15 protein-coding genes are annotated in these 15,468 nt (G+C 73.7%); 10 read left to right on the forward strand and 5 right to left on the reverse strand.

Going from position 1 to position 15,468, the window contains the following annotated elements; all coding sequences use genetic code 11:
* Positions 1 to 99 precede the first annotated feature (99 nt).
* Entirely contained in the window at positions 100 to 606 is a 507-nt protein-coding gene (locus tag H297_RS0132600; protein ID WP_027740454.1) for a MarR family transcriptional regulator, read from the reverse strand.
* A 360-nt stretch (positions 607 to 966) separates the two neighbouring features.
* On the opposite strand from H297_RS0132600, the gene H297_RS0132605 reads away from it, so the two are divergent.
* Positions 967 to 1,821, forward strand: coding sequence for an MBL fold metallo-hydrolase (locus H297_RS0132605; protein WP_027740455.1), 855 nt, complete (start codon positions 967 to 969; stop codon positions 1,819 to 1,821).
* Between the two features lie 80 nt (positions 1,822 to 1,901).
* Positions 1,902 to 2,882, forward strand: a complete 981-nt coding sequence (locus H297_RS39830; protein WP_051352385.1) for an SDR family NAD(P)-dependent oxidoreductase — start codon at positions 1,902 to 1,904, stop codon at positions 2,880 to 2,882.
* Positions 2,883 to 2,987: 105 nt separating this feature from the next.
* Here the strand turns inward: H297_RS39830 and H297_RS0132615 are convergent, their stop codons facing one another.
* Entirely contained in the window at positions 2,988 to 3,992 is a 1,005-nt protein-coding gene (locus H297_RS0132615) for a LacI family DNA-binding transcriptional regulator (protein WP_051352399.1), read from the reverse strand.
* A gap of 701 nt (positions 3,993 to 4,693) precedes the next feature.
* Here H297_RS0132615 and H297_RS0132620 point away from each other — a divergent pair.
* Positions 4,694 to 5,638: an ROK family protein gene (locus H297_RS0132620; RefSeq protein WP_027740457.1), complete on the forward strand. Its 945-nt coding sequence runs from the start codon at positions 4,694 to 4,696 to the stop codon at positions 5,636 to 5,638.
* A 64-nt stretch (positions 5,639 to 5,702) separates the two neighbouring features.
* Here the strand turns inward: H297_RS0132620 and H297_RS0132625 are convergent, their stop codons facing one another.
* Entirely contained in the window at positions 5,703 to 6,029 is a 327-nt protein-coding gene (locus H297_RS0132625; RefSeq protein ID WP_027740458.1) for a DUF8129 domain-containing protein, read from the reverse strand.
* A 578-nt stretch (positions 6,030 to 6,607) separates the two neighbouring features.
* The gene (locus H297_RS0132635; RefSeq protein ID WP_486589773.1) at positions 6,608 to 7,426 is read right to left on the reverse strand and encodes a DUF6597 domain-containing transcriptional factor; all 819 of its coding nucleotides are present in this window, start codon (positions 7,424 to 7,426) and stop codon (positions 6,608 to 6,610) included.
* A gap of 219 nt (positions 7,427 to 7,645) precedes the next feature.
* Here H297_RS0132635 and H297_RS0132640 point away from each other — a divergent pair, with 219 nt between their 5' ends.
* Together H297_RS0132640 and H297_RS0132645 are read left to right on the forward strand one after the other, a co-directional pair.
* Positions 7,646 to 8,215: a TIGR03086 family metal-binding protein gene (locus H297_RS0132640; protein WP_027740460.1), complete on the forward strand. Its 570-nt coding sequence runs from the start codon at positions 7,646 to 7,648 to the stop codon at positions 8,213 to 8,215.
* A gap of 161 nt (positions 8,216 to 8,376) precedes the next feature.
* Positions 8,377 to 9,414 (forward strand): NUDIX hydrolase, encoded by a 1,038-nt coding sequence (locus tag H297_RS0132645; RefSeq protein WP_027740461.1) that lies wholly within the window; start codon positions 8,377 to 8,379, stop codon positions 9,412 to 9,414.
* Positions 9,415 to 9,455: 41 nt separating this feature from the next.
* On the opposite strand, the gene H297_RS39835 is transcribed toward H297_RS0132645, so the two are convergent.
* Positions 9,456 to 10,880, reverse strand: coding sequence for a dipeptidase (locus H297_RS39835; RefSeq protein WP_037795913.1), 1,425 nt, complete (start codon positions 10,878 to 10,880; stop codon positions 9,456 to 9,458).
* 81 nt (positions 10,881 to 10,961) lie between these two features.
* Between H297_RS39835 and H297_RS39840 the strand changes: the two genes are divergently transcribed.
* The 5 genes from H297_RS39840 (at position 10,962) to H297_RS0132675 (ending at position 15,393) form a co-directional block, all read left to right on the forward strand.
* On the forward strand, positions 10,962 to 12,449 hold the full coding sequence (locus tag H297_RS39840; RefSeq protein WP_486589774.1) for a geranylgeranyl reductase family protein: 1,488 nt from the start codon (positions 10,962 to 10,964) through the stop codon (positions 12,447 to 12,449).
* Between the two features lie 313 nt (positions 12,450 to 12,762).
* Positions 12,763 to 12,945 (forward strand): hypothetical protein, encoded by a 183-nt coding sequence (locus tag H297_RS0132660; RefSeq protein WP_027740462.1) that lies wholly within the window; start codon positions 12,763 to 12,765, stop codon positions 12,943 to 12,945.
* Between the two features lies 1 nt (position 12,946).
* Positions 12,947 to 13,321: a glyoxalase/bleomycin resistance/dioxygenase family protein gene (locus H297_RS0132665; protein ID WP_027740463.1), complete on the forward strand. Its 375-nt coding sequence runs from the start codon at positions 12,947 to 12,949 to the stop codon at positions 13,319 to 13,321.
* A gap of 180 nt (positions 13,322 to 13,501) precedes the next feature.
* The gene (locus tag H297_RS39845; RefSeq protein ID WP_486589781.1) at positions 13,502 to 14,731 is read left to right on the forward strand and encodes a sensor histidine kinase; all 1,230 of its coding nucleotides are present in this window, start codon (positions 13,502 to 13,504) and stop codon (positions 14,729 to 14,731) included.
* Positions 14,728 to 15,393, forward strand: a complete 666-nt coding sequence (locus H297_RS0132675) for a response regulator transcription factor (protein WP_027740464.1) — start codon at positions 14,728 to 14,730, stop codon at positions 15,391 to 15,393. Before H297_RS39845 ends, H297_RS0132675 begins: the two co-directional genes overlap by 4 nt.
* Positions 15,394 to 15,468 lie beyond the last annotated feature (75 nt).

Genomic DNA, 15,468 nt, shown 5'->3' on the forward strand with positions numbered 1-15,468 from the left:
AGCCGTTCCCACTCGGCATCCGTCAGATCTCCCCGCCCCATGTCCACATCAACGACACCACCACGAAGTAGTCACATGATCGCCAGGACAAGTCCGCGGCTAGCTGTCGTGGCTCAGCCGCTCCCAGCCGTCGGCGAGGGCGGTCAGCTCCGCGAGAAGCCGTCCGCGCCCGGCGGGGTCGTACTGTCCGAGCAGCCGCTCGTCCAGCTCCCGAACACGGCTGTCGGCCGCACGCAGGGCCTCCTCGCCCTCCTCTGTGAGGTACAGCAGCTTGCGGCGGCCGTCCGCGGCGGCCGTGCGGCGTTCCAGCAGGCCGCGCGTCTCCAACCGCCGCGCCAGGTCGGCCATCGTGGAGGTGTCCAGGGCGACGGCGGAGGCCGTCGAGCTCTGGTCGCAGCCGGGGTTCGCATGGACGGTGGTCAGCACAGCGAACTGCGGTCCGGTCAGCGTCCGGTCCACGGCGCGTACCCAGGCCGCCAGGTATGCCTGGTAGAGGCGCCGCACCTGGTAGCCGGGCGCGGAGGTGAGCACCTCCGGCGCGGCCGGCGGAACGGTCGGCGCGGCGGCCACCGCGGAATCCGTAGGAGTCGGGGTCTTGTCAGCCATAGGGTCACTTAAGCACGGCAGTTGGGCGTCCTCGCGAGCGCGGCCCGGAGCACCGGATTCCGCGCCTGGCGCCCGTAGGGGAATCGACCGGACCGCCCGCACCTGGCCCGCAGCACCGAGCATGCGGGCCGGGGTTGCCCGAAGGAGCTCTGCTCCTCGCGTCCGAGGGGGTAGCGGTCAGTCACCCGCGCGCTGTGACGGCCTGTGCGCATGGTGTGGCGGAAGCGACGCGGGGCCGAACCGATGGGCATGCGTGCCGAGCGGCCGTGGCGAGGCCGGTCCCGCGGGCTTGCGACGATCTCGGACCGACGTGCGCACTCTCGCCACCGACGGGGTACCTCGGCGGGACGGAGGTGGACCATGGACGACGACAGCGCCGAGATCCTCTTCATCGGCAACGCCACGCTGCTCATCCGTTACGGCGAGCTCACCCTGCTCACCGACCCGAACTTCCTGCACCAGGGCCAGCACGCCCACCTCGGGTACGGACTGCTCTCCCGCCGGCTGACCGACCCCGCCGTCGACCTCGCGGACCTGCCGCCCGACCTGGACGCCGTGGTGCTCTCCCACCTGCACGGCGACCACTGGGACCGCACCGCACGCCGCGGCCTGGACCGCGGGCTTCCCGTCCTGACCACCCCGCACGCCTCGCGCGTCCTCCAGGGTGCCCAGGGCTTCCGCCACGCCCTGGGACTGCGCACCTGGGAGAGTCACACGCTGGTGCGCGGCGGCAGCCAGGTGACGGTCACCGCGGTTCCCGGACGGCACGCCTTCGGCCCGCTGGAGAAGCTGCTGCCCCCTGTGATGGGCAGCGTGCTGGAGTGCGGACCGGCCGGGGGACCGGTGCGGCTGCGCCTCTATCTCAGCGGCGACACCCTCGTCTTCGCGGGGCTGCGCGAGATCGGCACCCGTTGGACGGACCTTCACCTGGCCGTCCTGCACCTGGGCGGGACGACCCTGCCGGGCGGGAAGGTCGTCACCATGGACGGCAGGCAGGGCGCGGAGCTCGTCCAGTTGCTCCGGCCGCGCCTGGCCCTGCCGGTGCACTACGACGACTACACGGTCTTCACGTCGCCCCTCGGCGACTTCGCCGACGCGATGCAGGCGCGCGGCCTGGGAGAGCGACTTGTGCACTGCCCGCCCGGAGCCCGCGTCACCGTCACCGCCTCGGCCCAGGTCAGCACGGTGGGGCCGGTCAGGACACCGGCGGTGTGAGACGCCGCCGACGCGCGTCGGCCGGCCGTCCGCCGCGTGCGGCCCGCATCGGACGCCGTCATCAGGGTACGGAGCAGATCATGACTGTCCCCTCGGCCATCGACACGACGCTGGACCGCTCGATCGCGCTCGGCTACGGAGCCGTCGGCTACTCCGTCAGGAGCCGACTGCCCACCTGGCCGAGGGACCTGGAGCGGATGGACGGCAAGGTCGTCCTCGTGACCGGCGCCGGCTCCGGCATCGGTCTGGCCGCGGCGGCCGGATTCGCCACGCTGGGCGCCTCCGTACGGGTCCTGGGCCGCAGCACGGAACGGGCCGAGGAGGCGGCGCGGCTCGCCAGGGAGCGGGCCCGCGGAGCCGACCCCGCGGCGCTCACACCCGTCGTCTGCGACGTCAGCAGCCTGGCCGCGCTCCGCTCCTTCACCGCGCGGTTCCTCGAGCAGGAGGACCGGCTGGACGTGCTGGTGAACAACGCCGGGATCATGCCCGACGCACGGGAGCTCAGCCGCGACGGCGTCGAACTCACCTTCGCCACCCATGTGCTGGCCACCTGGTTCCTCACCGAAGCACTCACCCCGCTGCTGCGCCGCGCCGCCCCTTCCCGCGTCCTCGCCGTCACCTCCGGGGGTCAGTACGGGCAGCGGCTGCCCGCCGGTGACCCCGAGTCCGCGCACACCCCCTACCGGCCCAAGACGGTCTACGCACGCACGAAGCGCGCCCAGTTGGTCCTCACCGAACAGTGGGCCGAACGGCTGCGGGGCAGCGGCATCCACGTCCACGCCATGCACCCGGGCTGGGCCGACACCAAGGGCGTCCGCACCTGGATGCCGCTCTTCCGCAGGCTGACCGGGCCCTTCATCAGGAGCCCCGAGCAGGGCGCCGACACCCTCGTGTGGCTCGGCTCCTCACCCCAGGCCGTACGCACCACCGGCCTCTTCTGGCACGACCGCCTTCCCCGCCCCACCACCTATGCGGCCGGGCCCGGCCCCGATCCGGAAGAGGCCCGCAGGGAGCTGTGGGACTACGTCGCAGCCCTGGCGGGCCAGCCAGCGGGCCGGTGACGTCGAAGAAGATCACCCGCCGACCCCGACCCCGACCCCGGCCGCGGGCCACCACCGCTGAAGGCGGCCCCCTGCCTTCGCCGCGGGCCTGTGCGTCCGGCCGGTTCAGTCCGCCGGCGGAATCTCGCCCGAACCGCGGGCGATCAACTGGGTCGGCCGGGAGACCGTGCGCGGCGCGTCGTCCGCGCCGTCCAGCCGCCTGAACAGCAGCTCCGCGGCGCTGCGGCCGAGATCCGCGGGATCCTGGGCGATGACGGTGACCGGTGGCGAGAGCAGGTCGGCCAGCTCGAAGTCGTCGAAGCCGACCAGCGCGACCGGGCGGCCGCGCCGCTCCGGTGACGCCAGCACCCGCACCAGACTGACCGTCACCCGGTTGTTGCCGGAGAAGACCGCCGTCACCGGGCCGCCCTCGCCTGCGCCGTCCAGCATGCGGGCGGCGTCCGCGCGCACCCGCTCCGAGTCGGTCGGCCCCAGCGCCACCCACGGCGCGGCCACCGGCAGCCCCGCGTCCGCCATGGCGGCCCGGTAGCCGCGCAACCGCTCCTTGGCGGTGTGGATGCCGGGCTTGTCGCCGATGAATCCGATCCGGCGGTGCCCGTGCGCGATCAGATGCGCGACGCCGGCCCGCGCCCCCGCGAAGCTGTCGGAGAGCACCATGTCGGCCTCTATGCGGCCGGGCGGCCGGTCGAGGAAGACGGTGGCCACCCCTGCGGCGATCTCCGGGGCCAGATAGCGGTGGTCGTCGCTGGCCGGCACGATCACCAGCCCGTCCACCCGGCGGGCGCACAGGGCCAGCGCGAGTTCGCGCTCCCGCTCCGGGTCCTCGGCGCTCGATCCGTTGATCAGCAGCGCTCCGTGCGCCCGGGCCACCTCTTCGACCGCCCGGCTGAGCGGCGCGTAGAACGGGTCGGCCAGGTCCTCCAGGACGAGGCCGACGCTGGCTGTGGTGCCCTTGCGCAGTACGCGCGCGCTGTCGTTGCGCCGGAACCCGAGCGAGGTGATGGCCTCCTGCACCCGCCGCTCCGTGTCGCTGGAGACCCCGGCTTCCCCGTTGACGACCCGCGAGACCGTCTTGAGGCCGACACCTGCCCGCGCGGCGACGTCCTTCATGGTCGGCCGCCCGGCGTGCCGGCGCCCACCGGCGGCCGGACGCCCCGCGCCACCGTGCGCACCGGCCGTCACACCAGTCCCGGGTCCCTCCGGGAGCCCTGCCGCCCCCGCCCCGGACTCGTCCGGGCCTCGTGCCCCGGACACGGCCGTGGCTCTCGGGGGCGGAGCGGCGCCGGGGCGAGGGGGAACGCCACTGGTGCCGGCGGAGGGGAGGGCGGCGGAGTGGGCGGGGTCGGTGGTGCCGGAGGCGGTGGGGGCGTCGGCCACGGGGGAGCGTCCTTGTCGGTGGGTGTCGCCTTGGGGGCTGGGGGCGGAGAGCGCTGGGTCGGGGAGCGCGCCCGGGTACCGCCGGGGTGTGGGGGAGAGCGGCGGGCTGAGCTCCGGTCGGGTCGGTGGTGCCTGGGGTCGTCCGGTGCGGGGAGGGCTCGGCTGTGCGACCTCTGCGAGGGTGTGCCTGGGTACGGCTGTTGTGCGGGCGTGGTGTTCAGGAGTGCTGGTGCCGTGGTGATCCGGTGGGCGTCGGCCACCCGGTGGCCTGCCCCGGGTGGGCTGTGTGCGCAAGCTGCTCGGTGATCGGGTACCGAGCAGCATAGTCGCAGGCGGGTCGAGACTGGACAACGTTGTCAGAAGTGGCAAGACTTGTGCGGTCCGCCCGCGCACAGTGCGGGTCCGCCCCCCGCACGCGCAGGAGTCAGGTGCCCATGCTCAACGACCTCGTCGCCGCTCTCGACATCGGCGGTACCAAGATCGCGGGGGCCCTGGTCGACAGCGGCGGCAGACTGCTGGCCCGCACCCAGCGGCCGACACCCGCCAAGGAGAGCGCCGCACGGATGAGCGCGACGGTGGACGACGTGCTGAGCGAACTCACCTCGGCGCCCGAGTGGGAGCGCGTGCGTGCGGTCGGCATCGGCAGCGCCGGGCCCGTGGACGCCAAGGCGGGCACCGTCAGCCCCGTCAACATCCCCGTGTGGCGTGACCATCCGCTGCTCGCCGACGTACGGGAGCGCACGGGCGGGCTGCCCCTCTCGCTCATCGGCGACGGTCCGGCCATCGCGGCGGCCGAGCACTGGCAGGGCGCGGCCCGGGGGAGGGCCGACGCGCTGTGCATGGTTGTGTCCACCGGCGTCGGCGGCGGCCTCGTCCTCGGCGGCGCGCTGCACCCCGGCCCCACCGGGAACGCCGGCCACATCGGACACATCACGGTCGACATGGACGGCGAACTGTGCCCCTGCGGCTCGCACGGCTGCGTCGAGACGATCGCCAGCGGCACCAACATCGCCCGGTACGCCCGCGACTCCGGCTGGCAGCCCGGCCCTGACCAGGACGTCACGGCGGCCGGAGTCGCCGCCGCGGCGCGAACCGGCGACGCGGTGGCGCTTGCCGCCTTCGCCCGGGCGGCGCGCGCCCTCGCCGCGGCCATCGCGGCGACCGCCACCCTCGTCGAGATCGACATCGCCGTCATCGGGGGCGGAGTGGCCCGGGCCGGGGAGGTGCTCTTCGGTCCCCTCCGCGAGGAGCTGGAACGGTACGCGACGCTGCCCTACGTGCGCGGCCTGGACATCGTTCCCGCCACCACCGGCACCGATGCGGGGCTGGTGGGCGCCGCTGCCGCCGGGTGGAAGCTGGTGGGGCGGACGGTGGCCTGACCGCCCTCCGCCCCGACCACGTGGTCCCGGTCGGAGCCGGACGCGCAGAGGATGGCGAAGCGGCTCACATCTCGTACTTGCCGTGGCGCAGCGGCTCTTCCGGCTCGGCCGCGCTCGCGGGAGACACGGGAGAGCCTCCCGACGTGTTGCCGGGGATGTCCGGGCCGCCCGAACGGGCGTCACCCTCGGACGGCTCGGCGCCCGCGGCGAGCTGGTCCAGGCGGGCGGTCAGGGTCTCCTTCACCTGCGGCCGGTCGGCGTGTGCCTGCTCGTACTCCAGGAGCCGTCGCACGTCGTCGCTGCCCAGCGACCTGATCCGGTGTTCCACCGTCCCGGCGGGCAACTGGTCGTAGTCGGGCAGCGGCAGAGCGTTCGACTGCTGTGCTGACATGGCTTCCGGCCTCCTCAGGTACGACGGATTCCGGTCGTTGCGGCCCGCTCGTCGTGAAGCGGGCACCGCCCGGTACGGACGCGTCGGCATGGGCCTCACCGCGCGCCTCGGCCCAGCGGGTAACCAGCAGCGCGTCGGGCACACGTGCGCGTCGGCCTTGCACAGGTGTCAGTGCGCCCGGGGCCTGCTCCGACCTGGCCGGGGCATCGCCGCCCGAGTCCACTGGACCAGTCGGTCGAGAACCTTGAGCACGACTTCTTGCCGCTGGGACGGGAGGAACGGTCAGGTCAACCAACCAGGCGCGGACAACAGCACCACGGCGAGAAGGGGCAGCAGGGACAGCGCGGCGAGAAACGGGCGCGACAGCCACATGGGCATGCGTCAACCTCCAAAGCTCTTCCCGGAAAGGGAACCTCGCTGGATGGCGACGCGAACTGGGCATCCCAAGCGTACGCACGCATGGAATCTCCGGCCAGAGCCGACATCCGGGACCACTCTGACCGTACCCACGACATCGGCAGCACAACCGCCGGTGCGGCGAAGGCACCTGAGCCGGCGCGTGCGTTTCACCCTGTCGCCTACGGCCGGGATGCAGACCCCGCTGCCCGGGCGTAGGCGGCGGGGGAGATGCCCACCGCCGCCGTGAAGTCCCGTACCAGGTGGGCCTGGTCGCTGTAGCCCAACTCCGCGGCGAGCGTGGCCCAGTCGGTCGTGGGACGGGTGGCCGCCTGCTCCATCGCCTCGTGCACGCGGTACCGCAGAATCGCCCACTTCGGGCTGACCCCGACGTACGCGGCGAACAGCCGCTGGAGGCTCCGTTGTGACATGTCCTCCTCCCGCGCCAGCTGTTCGACCCGCAGTACCGACCGGTCCGAGCGGATCCGGTCGGCCAGCGCCATGGCGCGGTCCACCGTCGGGTCAGGACGAGGTGCGAGGGCGCTCAGGAAGGAGTCGAGCGCCGCAACCCTTCCGTCCTCGTCGGCCGGTCGCAGGACCTGGCCCGGTACCCGGTCCGTCCCGCCCCGCACGGGTCCGAATGCCGCTTCGAGCCCGAGCTGTCGCCCTCTCATCAGGCTCGTGAGCGGGCGGGACGGCGCCAGGAACGGCCGGAAGCCACCGGGCCGGAACAGCACTCCGCATACCCGCCCTGTCCCCTCCAGCCTGGTGGTGAAGACCCCGGTGTGCACCCCTGTGACCAGGGCCTCCTCCGGGGCGACCCCCGCCGGGCCACGGCGTTCGAAGACGAGGTTGACGCACGGGTGCGGCACCACCTGGGAGACGTGCGGCTCGTCCAGGTGCCAGTCGATCAGCCAGTAGTGCTCCACCCAGTGCCGCAGCGGCGCGGCGGCGAGCCGGCGGCGGAAGCGGACCCGGGCCAGCAGCGAGGGCGCGTGCACGATTCCGCGGGTGTCACGGCGGGGCCCCTCCCGGGACGTGGCGCCGCTCGCGCCCCGTGCCGGGGCTCCCGGCCCTGCCGGTTCCGTGGGACCTGTGGTCCCCGTCCGCCCTGCCACCCCGTCACCTCTTCTTCCGGCCCCCCCCTGAGCGCGATCTTAAGTCGCCGCGGTGTCGTGTTTCTTCAAGCCGGGGGCGGTCTGCGGACCTAGCCTGACCCCATGTCGAACACGCTTTCCTCTTCGATCGACGGCGCGGCGGAGTCCTGCGACCCGGTGGTGCGCGGAATCGCGGACGAGCAGCTCGCCGCGGCAACCCCCTGCGCCGAGTACGAGGTACGGGACCTGCTCAACCACCTCTTCCACGTCGTCGTCTCCTTCCAGGCGCTCGCGGCCCGCGGCGCCGTGGACTTCAGCACCACGCCCGACTACCTGGAAGGGGACTGGCGGGGCCGCTTCCGGAAGGAGACCGGGAAGCTCGCCGAGGCGTGGGCGGCACCCGATGCGCTGGAGGGTGTCTCACCCGGCATGGGCCTGCCGCAGCGCACCGTGGCGCACATGGTGACGGGCGATCTGCTCATCCACGGCTGGGACCTCGCCCGCGCCACCGGTCAGGACTACCGGCCCGACCCGGGGGCGCTCGCGGAGGTGGGACCGGCCTTCGCAAAGCTGGCGCCCATGGCACGCCGGAGCGGGGTCTTCGGCGCGGAGGTGCCGGCCCCGGCGGACGCCACGCCCTTCGAGGAACTGCTGGCCAGAACCGGCCGGGACCCTGGCTGGTCACCGCGCTGAGCCGTCGGTTCGTCGTCCCCCGCGGGTCGCGCGCGCCCATATTGCGCGCCGGGGCGCGGGCGCCGTGCCTCTTCGGGCGAGGGGAGAGCCGCCCCGGCGCGTTTCCCCTACCCGGTCCTGCGGGCAACTGAACGGGGGACGACGGATGAGGGGGGAACACCGTGATCGTCTGGCTGAACGGTGCGTTCGGCGCGGGCAAGACCACCGCGGCGAACGAGCTGATGGACCTGCTCCCCGGCAGCTCGCTCTACGATCCCGAAGTCGTCGGGGCAGGGCTACGGTGGATGTTGCCGAAGGAACGGCTCGGGCAGATAGCCGACTTCCAGGACCTGCACTCATGGCGGCGGCTCGTGGTGGACACGGCCGCCGCTCTGCTGTCCGAGGTCAGCGGACCGCTGATCACGCCCATGACACTGCTGCGGCGCGAGTACCGCGACGAGATGTTCGGCGCCTTCGCTGCCCGCCGCATACCCGTACGGCACCTGCTGCTGCACGCCGAGGAACCCGTGCTCCGGCAGCGCATCGACGGCCGCGCAGCCACCGGCGACGGCTCCACCCGCGCCTGGTGTCTCGGACATCTGGGCTCCTACCGGGCGGCGCTGCCGTGGATCACCGCTGAGGCACACACCGTCGACACCACCCACCTCACCCCGCGTCGCACCGCCGAACGCCTCGCCGAGGCGATCGAGGCCGGACGCGGCGCCGTGGACATCGTGCAGACCCCCGAGCCGACAGCGGAGACCGTGGCCGCGGGCGTCCTGCTCTTCGACGACCGCGACCGGGTCCTCCTCGTCGACCCCACCTACAAGCCCGGCTGGGAGTTCCCCGGCGGGGTGGTGGAACGGGGGGAGGCGCCCAGCGCCGCGGGCCTGCGCGAGGTGTTCGAGGAGCTGGGGCTGCGGCTGACGGGCCGGCCCCCGCTCCTCGTCGTCGACTGGGAGCCGCCCCACCCGCCGGCGTTCGGCGGCATGCGGCTCCTGTTCGACGGCGGCCGCCTCGCCGCCGAGGAGGCCGCGGCACTGCTGCTGCCGAGCGCCGAACTGCGCAGCTGGCGCTTCGTGACGGAGGAGGAGGCCGCCGAACTCCTGCCGCCCAACCGGCTGGAGCGGCTGCGGTGCGCGCTGCGGGCCCGCCGGACGGGGCACCCCCTCTACCTGGAGGCGGGCGTCCCCACCGGCTGCGGCAACCTGTTGAGCTGAGGCCCGGCAGCCGTGGCGGCCGGCGTACCCGGGCCCGGTGGTCAGCCCGCCTGCTGTGCGTACTCCCGCAGGAACAGCGCCTCGGCCACCGCCATCCGCTCCAGCTCGCGCGGATCCACGCTCTCGTCCACCGCGTGGATCTGCGCCTCGGGCTCGCTCAGACCGATCAACAGGATCTCGGCTTCCGGGTAGAGGGCGTCCAGCGCGTTGCACAGCGGGATCGACCCGCCCATTCCGGAGACCTGCATCTCCTGCCCGTCGTACGCCTCCCGCAGCGCGGCCCCCATCGCGGTGTACGCCGGGCTGGCCGTGTCGGCGCTGAACGGCTGCCCCTGACCGACCACTTCGGTGGTCACCCGCGCGTGCCACGGCACGTGCGACTCCAGGTGCGCGGTCAGCAGTCCGATGGCCTGCTCGACGTCCGTGCCCGGGGGGATGCGCAGGGACACCAGGGCACGCGCCGACGCGTGCACCGACGGGGTGGCGCCCACGACCGGCGGGCAGTCGATGCCCAGCACCGTCACGGCCGGTCGCGCCCACAGCCGGTCCGCGACGGTGCCGCTGCCGAGCAGCCCGACGCCGTCCAGCACCTTGGCGTCCTGTCGGAAGTCCTCCTCCGGGTACGGCATTCCTTCCCAGCGCGCGTCCGGCTCCAGGCCCTCGACGACGGTGTTGCCCGCGGCGTCCCGCAGCGAGTCGAGCGTCCGCAGCAGCGCGGCGAGCGCGTCCGGGGCCGCCCCGCCGAACAGCCCCGAGTGCAGGTTGCCCTGGAGCGTGTCGACCTGCACCCGCACCATGGCCATTCCGCGCAGGGTCGCCGTGACGGTCGGTACCCCGCAGCGGAAGTTGCCGGTGTCCCCGATCACGATCGTGTCCGCTGCCAGCAGCGCGGGGTGGGCACGCGCGTACTGTTCCAGACCGCCCGTGCCCTGCTCCTCCGAGCCCTCCACGATCATCTTCACCGTGACCGGCAGGCCGCCGTTCTGGCGGAGGGCGCGCAGCGCGAGCAGGTGCATGATGAAGCCGCCCTTGCAGTCCGCAGCGCCGCGTCCGTACCAGCGGCCGCCCGGGCCGTCGGTCAGCTCGAACGGCGGGGTGGCCCAGGCGGACTCGTCCAGCGGGGGCTGCACGTCGTAGTGCGCGTACAGCAGCACCGTCGGCGCCCCGGCCGGGCCCGGCAGGCAGCCGTAGACCGACTGGGTGCCGTCCGGCGTGTCCAGCGCCGCCACGTCCTCGAAGCCCTCGGCCCGCAGCGCGTCACCGATCCACGCCGCGGCGCCCTCGCACTCGCTCCGGGGGAACTGCTCCGGGTCCGCGACCGAGCGGAAGGCCACCAGTTCGGCGAGCTCGGACTTCGCCCGCGGCATCAAGGCGGCGACGGTGGCCGCGACGCCGGACGCCGTCGGGGCGGCGTCGGGGGCGGAAGGTGCGGGCGCGGCCGTCGGGTCGGACGGGGGCTGCTGCATGGGAACGCTCCTTGTGGGCGCGACGTTGGCACACGTGTACGGACACATGTGTATCGCACGTAGGCCGACCCGTAGGATGCGGTGGGCCATACCGTCAGTCGAGGTCAACCGGGAGCACAGCACATCGTGAGCAGCGAGAACGCAGCCGGGAACGAGGACGTCGAGGGTACTCAGGACGCCGGTGCGGATCGTGCTGACGCCCCCGCCCCGGAGCCGGCGGACGCCGGGGCGGGCCGCTGGGAGGACCGCCCCGTCTGGGACGTCGTCGTGGTCGGCGCCGGGCCCGCCGGAGCCTCCGCGGCCTACGCGGCCGCTGTCGCCGGACGCAAGGTGCTGCTCCTGGAGAAGGCCGAACTGCCGCGTTACAAGACGTGCGGCGGCGGCATCATCGGCCCCTCCCGTGACGCGCTCCCGCCCGGTTTCGACCTGCCCCTGCGGGACCGGGTGCACGCCGTCACGTTCACCCTCGACGGCAAGCTCGCCCGCACCCGGCGCGCCCGCACGATGCTCTTCGGTCTGGTCGACCGGCCGGAGTTCGACAACGCCCTGGTCGAGTCGGCGCTCAAGGCCGGCGCCGAGCTGCGCACCGGCGCCACCGTCGCCCGTGTCGAACAGCACGGCCCCGCCGTGCCCGACCGGCGCACGGTCGCCGTCGTCCTGGCGGGGGAGGACGAGCCCGTGCTGGCCCGTGCCGTCGTCGGTGCCGACGGCAGTGCGAGCCGCATAGGAGGCCATGTCGGAGTCCGGATGGACCAGGTCGACCTCGGTCTGGAGGCCGAGATCCCCGTGCCCGACAGCGTCGCGGAGGACTGGGCCGGTCGGGTGCTCGTGGACTGGGGGCCGCTGGCCGGCAGCTACGGCTGGGTCTTCCCGAAGGGCGACAACCTGACCGTCGGCGTCATCTCCGCCCGCGGCGACGGCGCCGCCACCAAGCGCTACCTGGACGACTTCATCGGCCGGCTGGGCCTGGCCGGATTCGAGCCCCGCATCTCCTCCGGCCACCTGACCCGCTGCCGGGCCGACGACTCGCCGCTCTCCCGCGGCCGGGTCCTGGTCTGCGGCGACGCGGCCGGACTGCTGGAGCCCTGGACCCGCGAGGGCATCTCCTTCGCCCTGCGCTCGGGACGGCTCGCGGGGGAGTGGGCCGTCCGCGTCGCCGAGGCGCACGACGCGGTGGACGCCCGCCGCCAGGCCCTCAACTACGCCTTCGCCGTCAAGGCCGGTCTCGGCGTCGAAATGGGTGTCGGGCGGCGGCTGTTGCGGATCTTCGCCCGGCGTCCCGGCCTCTTCCATGCGGCCCTCACCGGGTTCCGCCCCGCGTGGAACGTCTTCGCCCGCTTCACCCGCGGCGCCACCTCCCTGGCAGAGGTCGTCCGCGTCCATCCTCTCGCCCGTCGCGCCCTCGACACCTTCGACCGCCGCGAAGCCGCGCGGGGCGGCGCCGTGGGTGGCGCCGCCACGGGCAGTACCGAGGACGCCGAGGACGCCGGGCACAGCGAAGAGGCGGCCGATCCCTCCGACGGCGACACACGGGGCAGCGCCGACCCGGCGGGAGGCCCGGCGGCCTGACCGCTCCCTGCGCAAGCCCCGCCCCGCCATGCGGAGCGGCACCGGTCGCGTTGTCGAGCCGTGCTCGGATCGGCTGCCGTCCGCCCGCCCCGTACGGAGCCGGGCGGAGGCGTCGTCACACCGGTCGCGACGCCTTCCTCCGCGGCAGCGCGACTGCCCCACCTCCCGCCGGGGAGGAAGCCGTTGCCGCCTGTCATGTCATGTCCTGTCCCGGCCCGCGCCCGGCGCCCGCGCACTGCGCCCGTGACGTCCCGACCACGCGCAGCACATCCGGCAAGCGCTCCTAGCAAGCTACTGTGCTAGCATTTTCTCCGTGGCAGACGAGGATGTGAAGCAGTTCAACGTGTACCTGCCGATCGGACTGATCAAGCAGGTCAAGTACCGCGCCATCGAGTCGGAGCAGTCGCTGTCGGCGCTGGTCGCCGAAGCGCTGCGCGCCTACCTCGATGCCCCTCACCAGGAGCAGGAACGTCCGTCCGACGACAAGGAGGCCTGACATGGCGACCGAAGGCATCGAGGCCGTGTTCATGGAGACGCACAACTGGGGCCGGTCCGCGAAGTTCTTCCAGTCCCTGGGCTACGAGCTGGAGTTCGTCACGGACCACAACTCCGGTCAGCTGCGCAACGGAGACAGCCCCCCGCTCTTCATCGCCGAGATCCCCGAGGACCGGGAGCCCGGTCTGCGGCTGGTGCTGAAGGTGCCGGACGCCGACGCGTTCCGCGCCGACCCCGGCGTGGAGGTCGTGACCCCCTTCGAGGACACCCACTTCGGCACCCGGATGATGACCGTCCGCGACCCCGACGGACGGCTGTGGAGCTTGCAGGCCCCGGCCGACGACCGCTCGGAGGGTGGCGGGAACGACGAGGAGTGACCGACTGCGAAGCCCCCGTCCCACCCGTAGCCCGTTCTCCCGTACTCCCGGGGAAGTAGCCGCGAGCACCGCCTCCGGTGGACGCCCCACCCACGCTTCCGGCGCTAGCGTGAGGGCGTGACCAGCACACGCGACGCACCTCGCCCCGTTCCGCTTCCGCCACTCCGGGGGCGGCGCAGCCTGCTGTGGGGCGTGCCGGTCGCGGTGTGCGTCGTCCAGCAGGTCGGCTCGGGGTTCGCCGCGCACAACCAGCGGGCCGACACGGTGGGGCTGGACGGCACGGCCCGCGCGCTGTTGACGCTGGGGCCGCTGCTGCTGCTGGCCCGGTTCCGCTTTCCGCGTACCGCGGTGCTGGGGACGTGCGGGGTGACGCTGGCGTACCTGGCGGCGGGTTACCCGTACGGGCCGGTGCTGCTGAGCGTGGTCGTGGCGGGCTTCACCGCGCTGGTCGCGGGGTACCGGTACGCGACCTGGGGTGCGCTGGGCATGCTCTGGCTGGGCACCGTCCTGGCCTCCCACACGGTGTACCGCCTGTTGCCGTCCGCCGGTGACGGGCCCGGGACATGGGGGGCCGACCTGTTCATGCTGGCGTGGATGGTGGCCCTGTGCACGGCGGGCGAGTTGGCCCGCGTACGGGGCGCGGAGCGCGAGCGGCAGCGGCGTGCGGCAGAGGAGGCCGAGAGGCGGCGGGCCGACGAGGAGCGGCTGCGCATCGCCCGCGAGCTGCACGACGTGCTGGCACACAGCATCTCCGTCATCAACGTCCAGGCGGGCGTGGGCCTCACCCTTCTCGACTCCGACCCGGCGCAGGCCCGTACCGCGTTGACGACCATCAAGGAGGCGAGCAAGGAGGCGCTCGGCGAGGTGCGCCAGGTGCTCACCGCGCTGCGCACGCCGGGCGACGCCCCCCGCACGCCCGCACCCGGCCTCGACCGTCTGCCTGAGCTGACCGAGCAGGCGGCGGGCGCGGGGCTCCGCGTCGCCATCACAACCGAGGGCCGGCCGGGGCCGCTGCCGCCGGGCGCCGATCTGGCGGCGTTCCGTGTCGTTCAGGAAGCGCTCACCAACGTCGTACGCCACTCGGGGTCCCGCACCGCGCGGGTGCTGGTCCGGTACGGCGCCGGGGATCTGAAACTGCTCGTGGACGACGAGGGACCGGCGACCGGAACCGGGCCTTCGGGCGGCGGCAACGGGCTGGTGGGGATGCGGGAGCGGGCGGCGTCGCTGGGCGGCACCGTCGAGGCGGGGCAGCGCGCGGACGGTGGCTTCCGGGTCCGCGCGGTGATCCCGCTGCGGCCCGACGGCCGGCGTCCCGGCGGCGACGAGGACGAAGCCACCAGTAGGGGGCACCGGGCCGCGGGTGTCTCCCGCCGCAGTGAGGGGCCCGCCCCGGACGAGGAGACCCCGTGATCCGCGTGCTGCTGGCCGACGACCAGCTCCTGGTGCGCGCCGGGTTCCGGGCGCTCCTGGACGCGCAGCCCGACGTCGAGGTGGTGGGCGAGGCGGCCGACGGCGAGGAGGCCGTGACGCTCACCGGACGGCTGACCCCTGACCTGGTGCTGATGGACATCCGCATGCCGGTGGTGGACGGCCTGACGGCGACCCGGCGCATCACCTCCGACGCGCGCCTGAACGACGTGAAGGTCGTCATGCTGACCACCTTCGAACTGGACGAGTACGTGTTCGAGGCGCTCCGCTCGGGCGCGTCCGGTTTCCTCGTCAAGGACACCGAGCCGGACGAACTGGTGCGGGCCGTCCACGCGGTCGTCGACGGTGACGCGCTGCTCTCGCCCGGCGTGACCCGGCGGCTCATCGGGGAGTTCGCGGCCCGCTCCAAGGAGCCCGCGGCGGTCGCGGAGCTGGCCGGCCTCACCGACCGCGAACGGGAGGTGATGGCGCTGGTGGGGATGGGGCTCACGAACGAGGAGATCGCCCGCCGCCTGGTCGTCTCGCCGCTGACCGCCAAGACGCATGTGAGTCGTACGATGGTCAAGCTCGGCGCCCGGGACCGCGCCCAACTCGTCGTTCTCGCCTACGAGTCGGGGCTGGTGCGGCCCGGCTGGCTGGGCTGACCCGCGGCGCGCGCCCTGCCCCCTCGCGCCGGTCGCGCACGAGCTCGGCACGCCGTGGCCGGTCACCGTGCGGGC

The sequence above is a fragment of the Streptomyces sp. CNT360 genome, assembly GCF_000424785.1.

Coding starts and splice junctions, on each gene's coding strand:
- H297_RS0132600 (WP_027740454.1), bottom strand. CDS start 606: ATGGCTGACAAGACCCCGACTCCTACGGATTCCGCGGTGGCCGCCGCG.
- H297_RS0132605 (WP_027740455.1), top strand. CDS start 967: ATGGACGACGACAGCGCCGAGATCCTCTTCATCGGCAACGCCACGCTG.
- H297_RS39830 (WP_051352385.1), top strand. CDS start 1,902: ATGACTGTCCCCTCGGCCATCGACACGACGCTGGACCGCTCGATCGCG.
- H297_RS0132615 (WP_051352399.1), bottom strand. CDS start 3,992: ATGAAGGACGTCGCCGCGCGGGCAGGTGTCGGCCTCAAGACGGTCTCG.
- H297_RS0132620 (WP_027740457.1), top strand. CDS start 4,694: ATGCTCAACGACCTCGTCGCCGCTCTCGACATCGGCGGTACCAAGATC.
- H297_RS0132625 (WP_027740458.1), bottom strand. CDS start 6,029: ATGTCAGCACAGCAGTCGAACGCTCTGCCGCTGCCCGACTACGACCAG.
- H297_RS0132640 (WP_027740460.1), top strand. CDS start 7,646: ATGTCGAACACGCTTTCCTCTTCGATCGACGGCGCGGCGGAGTCCTGC.
- H297_RS39835 (WP_037795913.1), bottom strand. CDS start 10,880: ATGCAGCAGCCCCCGTCCGACCCGACGGCCGCGCCCGCACCTTCCGCC.
- H297_RS0132665 (WP_027740463.1), top strand. CDS start 12,947: ATGGCGACCGAAGGCATCGAGGCCGTGTTCATGGAGACGCACAACTGG.